Source organism: Streptomyces sp. NPDC057694 (assembly GCF_042799415.1).
Taxonomy (GTDB): Bacteria; Actinomycetota; Actinomycetes; order Streptomycetales; family Streptomycetaceae; genus Streptomyces.
In genome coordinates this window covers 170,200-176,785 of sequence record NZ_JBHVIX010000019.1, presented here as the reverse complement: position 1 = coordinate 176,785, position 6,586 = coordinate 170,200, and the positions used below count along the sequence as shown (strand labels likewise).

Sequence of the window (6,586 nt, the reverse complement as noted above, 5' to 3'; positions counted from 1 at the left end):
GGGCCCCTGCCGCGCCCGCCGCGCCGGCGCCGACCGCGAAGCCCGCCGCCGCGGCTCCCGCCGCGCCCGCGAAGGCCGCCCCCGCGCCTGCCACGCCCGCACCTGCTCCCGCACCGAAGAAGGCTGAACAAGTGACGACCGAGGCCCCTGCCGGCCCCGAGTTCGTGACGCTGCGCGGTCCCGCCGCCGCCGTCGCGAAGAACATGAACGCCTCCGTCGAGGTCCCCACGGCCACGTCCGTGCGCGCGGTCCCGGTGAAGCTGCTGTTCGACAACCGCATCGTCATCAACAACCACCTCAAGCGCGCCCGCGGCGGGAAGATCTCCTTCACGCACCTCATCGGGTACGCGATGGTGCAGGCCATCAAGGCCATGCCGTCGATGAACTACTCCTTCGTCCAGAAGGACGGCAAGCCGACCCTGGTCAAGCCGGAGCACATCAACTTCGGCCTCGCGATCGACCTCGTGAAGCCCAACGGCGACCGTCAGCTGGTCGTCGCGGGCATCAAGAAGGCCGAGACGCTGAACTTCTTCGAGTTCTGGCAGGCCTACGAGGACATCGTCCGCCGCGCCCGTGACGGCAAGCTCGGCATGGACGACTTCACCGGCGTCACGGTCTCGCTGACCAACCCCGGCGGCCTCGGCACCGTCCACTCCGTGCCGCGCCTGATGCCCGGACAGTCGGTCATCATGGGCGTCGGCTCGATGGACTACCCGGCGGAGTTCCAGGGCACGTCCCAGGACACGCTGAACAAGCTGGGCATCTCGAAGGTCATGACGCTCACGTCGACCTACGACCACCGGGTCATCCAGGGCGCCGCCTCCGGCGAGTTCCTGCGCGTCGTCGCGAACCTCCTCCTCGGTGAGAAGGAGTTCTACGACGACATCTTCAAGGCCCTGCGCATCCCCTACGAGCCGGTCCGCTGGCTCAAGGACATCGACGCGTCGCACGACGACGACGTCACCAAGGCCGCCCGCGTCTTCGAGCTGATCCACTCCTACCGGGTCCGCGGCCACGTCATGGCCGACACCGACCCGCTGGAGTACCACCAGCGCAAGCACCCCGACCTCGACATCAACGAGCACGGGCTGACGCTGTGGGACCTGGAGCGCGACTTCGCCGTCGGCGGCTTCGCCGGCAAGTCGATGATGAAGCTCCGCGACATCCTCGGCGTCCTGCGTGACAGCTACGTCCGCACCGTCGGCATCGAGTTCATGCACATCCAGGACCCGAAGCAGCGCAAGTGGATCCAGGACCGTGTGGAGCGCCCGCACTCCAAGCCGGAGCGCGAGGAGCAGCTGCGCATCCTGCGCCGGCTGAACTCGGCCGAGGCGTTCGAGACGTTCCTGCAGACGAAGTTCGTCGGCCAGAAGCGCTTCTCCCTGGAGGGCGGCGAGTCCGTCGTCCCGCTGCTCGACGCCGTCATCGACTCCGCCGCCGAGGCCCGCCTCGACGAGGTCGTCATCGGCATGGCCCACCGCGGCCGGCTCAACGTGCTGGCGAACATCGTCGGCAAGTCGTACGCGCAGATCTTCCGCGAGTTCGAGGGCAACCTCGACCCGAAGTCGATGCACGGCTCCGGCGACGTGAAGTACCACCTGGGCGCCGAGGGCACCTTCACCGGCCTGGACGGCGAGCAGATCAAGGTCTCGCTCGCGGCCAACCCGTCCCACCTGGAGACGGTCGACCCGGTCATCGAGGGCATCGTCCGCGCCAAGCAGGACATCATCAACAAGGGCGGCACGGACTTCACGGTCCTGCCCGTCGCCCTGCACGGTGACGCGGCCTTCGCGGGCCAGGGCGTCGTGGCCGAGACGCTCAACATGTCGCAGCTGCGCGGCTACCGCACGGGCGGCACGGTCCACATCGTCATCAACAACCAGGTCGGCTTCACCGCCGCCCCGGAGTCGTCGCGCTCCTCCATGTACGCCACCGACGTGGCCCGCATGATCGAGGCGCCGATCTTCCACGTGAACGGCGACGACCCCGAGGCCGTCGTCCGCGTCGCGCGCCTCGCGTTCGAGTTCCGTCAGGCGTTCAACAAGGACGTCGTGATCGACCTCATCTGCTACCGCCGCCGTGGTCACAACGAGTCGGACAACCCGGCGTTCACGCAGCCGCTGATGTACGACCTGATCGACAAGAAGCGCTCGGTGCGCAAGCTCTACACCGAGTCCCTCATCGGTCGCGGCGACATCACCCTCGAAGAGGCCGAGCAGGCGCTCCAGGACTTCCAGGGGCAGCTGGAGAAGGTCTTCACCGAGGTCCGCGAGGCCGTCGCGAGCGCGGGCGAGGAGTCCTCCCCGCAGCCGCAGGCCGAGTTCCCGGTGCCGGTGCAGACCGCGATCTCCCAGGAGGTCGTCAAGCGCATCGCCGAGTCCCAGGTCAACATCCCGGACAACATCACGGTCCACCCGCGTCTGCTGCCGCAGCTGCAGCGCCGCGCGTCGATGATCGAGGACGGGACGATCGACTGGGGCATGGGCGAGACCCTCGCCCTCGGCTCCCTCCTCCTGGAGGGCACCCCGGTCCGGCTGTCCGGCCAGGACTCGCGCCGCGGCACCTTCGGCCAGCGCCACGCGGTGCTGATCGACCGGCAGACCGGCGAGGACTACACCCCGCTGCTCTACCTGTCGCCCGAGCAGGCCCGCTACAACGTCTACGACTCGCTGCTCTCCGAGTACGCGGTCATGGGCTTCGAGTACGGCTACTCGCTGGCGCGTCCCGAGTCGCTCGTGCTGTGGGAGGCGCAGTTCGGCGACTTCGTCAATGGCGCGCAGACGATCGTCGACGAGTACATCTCGGCCGCCGAGCAGAAGTGGGGCCAGACGTCCGGCGTCACCCTGCTGCTGCCGCACGGCTACGAGGGCCAGGGCCCGGACCACTCCTCGGCCCGCATCGAGCGCTTCCTCCAGCTCTGCGCCCAGAACAACATGACGGTCGCGATGCCGACGCTCCCGTCGAACTACTTCCACCTCCTGCGGTGGCAGGTGCACAACCCGCACCACAAGCCGCTGGTGGTCTTCACCCCGAAGTCGATGCTGCGCCTCAAGGCCGCCGCGTCGAAGGTGGACGAGTTCACGACGGGCGGCTTCCGCCCGGTCATCGGCGACGACACGGTGAACGCGAACGCGGTCCGCAAGGTCGTCTTCGTCGCGGGCAAGCTGTACTACGACCTCGAGGCCGAGCGGAAGAAGAGCGGGAACACCGACACCGCGATCATCCGCGTCGAGCGGCTGTACCCGCTGCCGGGTGCCGAGCTCCAGGCGGAGATCAGCAAGTTCCCCAACGCCGAGAAGTACATCTGGGCGCAGGAGGAGCCGGCGAACCAGGGTCCGTGGCCGTTCATCGCGCTCAACCTGATCGACCACCTGGACCTGGCGGTCGGCGCCGACATCCCGCACGGCGAGCGTCTGCGCCGCATCTCGCGGCCGCACTCCTCGTCGCCGGCGGTCGGCTCCGCCAAGCGCCACCAGGCCGAGCAGGAGCAGCTGGTGCGTGAGGTGTTCGAGGCGTAGGTCCCGACACCGCGGCACGTCGCCTGGCCCGGACCCTCTTCGGAGGGGCCGGGCCTTCGGCGTGCCGGGGGCCGGTGGGCGCTCAGATCGGCTGCGGCTCGAAGTCCCAGTAGGGCAGGCGCTGTTCGAGGATGTACCGGGCCTGTTCGTGGTCGGGACCGAACAGTTGGGCCAGCCGGTCGGCGGCCTGCTGGTGCAGCGCGGCCGCCTCTTCCTCCGCACCCGTTTCCCGCAGGGACCCGGCAAGTCCCGTGCGCAGGCTGATGGTCAGGACATGGCTCTCGCCGAGGCTCGCGGACACCGAGTCGAGCGCCACGCGGCCCGTCTCCACGGCCGCCTCGTGCTGGCCCGTCGCCGCGAGCGCCGTCATGGCGTTCTTCGCGCAGCCGGCCGCCCAGGGGTGCGCGGCGCCCACGGCGAGCGCCATCTGTCTCGCCGCTTCCCCGGATATCCGGCATGCGGCCTGTACGTCCCCGCGCTGGCGCAGCACCGTCGCCATGTTGTCCCGGGAGCCGATGGCGTACGGGTGGCCCTCGCCGTACAGGTCGGCATAGCGGTCCGCCGTGGTCTCGGACAGCTCCAACGCCTGCTGGGTATCGCCGACTTCGCGCAGCAGCATCGCGTAGTCACAGGAGACGAGGAGCGATTCCGGGTGGATCTCGCCGCGCCGGCCGACGACCTTCTTGCGGATCGCGCGCATCAACGTACGCGCGAACATCAGGTCGCCCTCGCGCCGCGCGCACAAGGCGTAGTTGTGCTCGGCCTCCAGGGTCTGGCTGTGCTGGCGGTCCAGGACCTGACGGTGCAGCCGTGAATTGTGGCCCTGTATGTCGAGTGCCTCCCTGTACTTGCCCAGGAGCCGGAGCATCCAGGCGGTGCGCAAGGCGGAGTTGAGCGTCAGCGCGTTCTTGTCCCCGAACAGGCGCAGGCGCGTCTCGTAGATCTTGCGGTGCAGCGCATGGGACTGCACGTAGTCGCCCTGGAGGCCGATGGCGACGGCCAGGTTGCTGCGGATGGACAGGGTGCGCGGCACGTTCTCCCCTCCGAGTTCGACGGTGGCGCGGGTCGCTGCTTCCTCGAAGAGGGCGCGTGCCTCGTCGAAGCGGGCGAGCGCCATGAGAGTGCCGCCGAGGCCGTCCTTGGCGCGGATCAACTCGATCGGGCGGACGCTGTGCGGGGTGTCGGCGAGCAGGTCGTGGACGTCTCGGCCGACCGCCTCGGCCTCCAGGTGGCGGCCCAGGGAGCGCAGGTTGTTGGCGAGTTGGTGGACGGCTACGAGGAGGGAGCGGTCGGTGGGTCCATACATGTCCCGCCAGGCGTCGACGGCCTGTCGCGACAGCCGCCAACCGTCGGTGTGCTCGCCGCGCGTGCGCAGGTATTCGATGCAGTTGAGCACGAGGCCGCGCACGTCCTCGTCACGCGACTGGAGCGCGTGTGAGGGTTCGAGGTGCGGAATGAGGTCGGCGTAGCGGCTCCAGTTGCCCGGCGACGCGGTGTCGCGCGGGTCGGCCCAGACGAGGACCCTGCGGGCGACCTCGGCGTTGCGGGCGGCTTCCTCGAGGTCCTGCACCGACCGTACGTAGCGGTGGAAGAGGCGGTGCATGCGCAGCGTGCGCACGACCTGGATGGTGCGCGGGCCCTCCTCGTACTCGACCCGCATGGAGGTGATCTCGGAGAGCTTGCGCAGCGCGGCGTTCCAGTCGCTGGGATCCGCGACCAGTTCGGCGAGGAGGGGCGGCAGCTCGCCGGGGCGAGTGGTCTGCAGGAGCCGTACGGGGACGGCCTCGGGAGAGAAGCAGGCCAGCAGATTGAGCAGCTGCCAGGCGGGCTCGGAGTCCTCACGCAGGGTGTTGAGGAGCTTGGCCCAGACGGCCCGGTAGGGCTGCTGGTAGTCGGGGGACTCGACGCCGATGTCGCCCTCGCCGCGCTCGATGTCCCGTATGCAGCTGCGGACGTCGACCATGGGGTTGAGGTCGAGCCAGGCCGTGGTCTGGTCGAGCAGCAGCGGCAGGTCCTGGACCGCGGCGGCGAGCCGGTCCGCGTCCCGTTCGTCGAGCCGCTCGGTGCGGCGCACGGCGAACGCCACCGACTCGGCGCGGTCGAACGGCGGCACCGCGATGGGCATGGCGTGCCTGGCCCATTCGGTGTCCAGCGAGGTGATCAGCACATGGCCACGGTGGGCGCTGTCCGGACCGGGGACGAGGTCGGCGAGCTTGGCGGGGGCGTCCGCCGCGTCGAGGACGAGCAGCCAGGGCCGGAGCGTCGAAGCGAGCTCGCGGCGCACGGCCCGTACGTCGGCGCCGAGATCGCCGTGTGCCGTCAGGCCGAGCCGGGGCGCCAGCGCGGCGAACTTCTCCCGCGCGGTGAGCCTGCTGGTGGCGCTCGTCCACCAGACGATGTCGTAGTCACCGCTGAAGCGGTCCACGTACTCCTGGGCGAGCTGGGTCTTTCCGATACCGCCGGGGCCGTGCAGCACGACGGCCGTGATGCCGTCACCCGCCGTGTGGAAGGTGTCGTACATCTGCTGGAGGAGTTCGGACCGGCCCAGGAAGCTGCGGTTGGCGCGCGGCGCGTTGGTCACGGCGGGCTTGTAGTCGGGAAAGCGCGGTCCGCGGTCGAGCGAGACGAGCCGCTCGGGGGCACCGATACCGGCGCACTCCAGGACATGGCTCCTGGCCACCTCGGGAGGCAGTCCGCGCAGCGCGACCGGTGCGAGCGGGACCACCACGTCCGGAAGCGGCTGCTCGGTGACGGACACCGCGGCGAGCCGGTCCTTGTAGTGCGGCAGCGCGCCCTGCAGCGCCGTGGCCCAGGCGTCGAAGCGGGCCTTGCCGAGCCGCTCGTACCAGTCGTCGATGACGAGCAGCAGCCTCCCGGGACTGCTGAGCAGGTCGGTGAGCGCCTCGGGGGTCGGCGGGCGGCGCAGTGGGTCCCAGCGCACCAGGGCAGTGGCCCGCCCGGCCGTCTTGATCTGGTGCTCGATCCATCGCGCCCAGGACTCGCTCTGCCCCGCGAACACGACCGTGACGTGGGTGGACTCACCTTGCATGCGCCTGTCCCTTTCCACC

General features: G+C 69.8%; 2 protein-coding genes. One reads left to right on the top strand and one right to left on the bottom strand.

The genetic code is table 11. From position 1 onward, the window contains the following. The coding region (locus ACFVDP_RS32100; RefSeq protein ID WP_383497442.1) for a multifunctional oxoglutarate decarboxylase/oxoglutarate dehydrogenase thiamine pyrophosphate-binding subunit/dihydrolipoyllysine-residue succinyltransferase subunit at window positions 1-3,518 on the top strand (3,518 nt) is incomplete at its 5' end. 82 nt (window positions 3,519-3,600) lie between these two features. Here the strand turns inward: ACFVDP_RS32100 and fxsT are convergent. Beyond that, on the bottom strand, window positions 3,601-6,567 hold the full coding sequence (gene fxsT / locus ACFVDP_RS32095; RefSeq protein ID WP_383497440.1) for an FxSxx-COOH system tetratricopeptide repeat protein: 2,967 nt from the start codon (window positions 6,565-6,567) through the stop codon (window positions 3,601-3,603). Between the last annotated feature and the right edge of the window lie 19 nt (window positions 6,568-6,586).

What these genes read in the sequence shown, in the direction of transcription:
- fxsT (WP_383497440.1), bottom strand. Translation starts at nt 6,567, where the DNA reads ATGCAAGGTGAGTCCACCCACGTCACGGTCGTGTTCGCGGGGCAGAGC.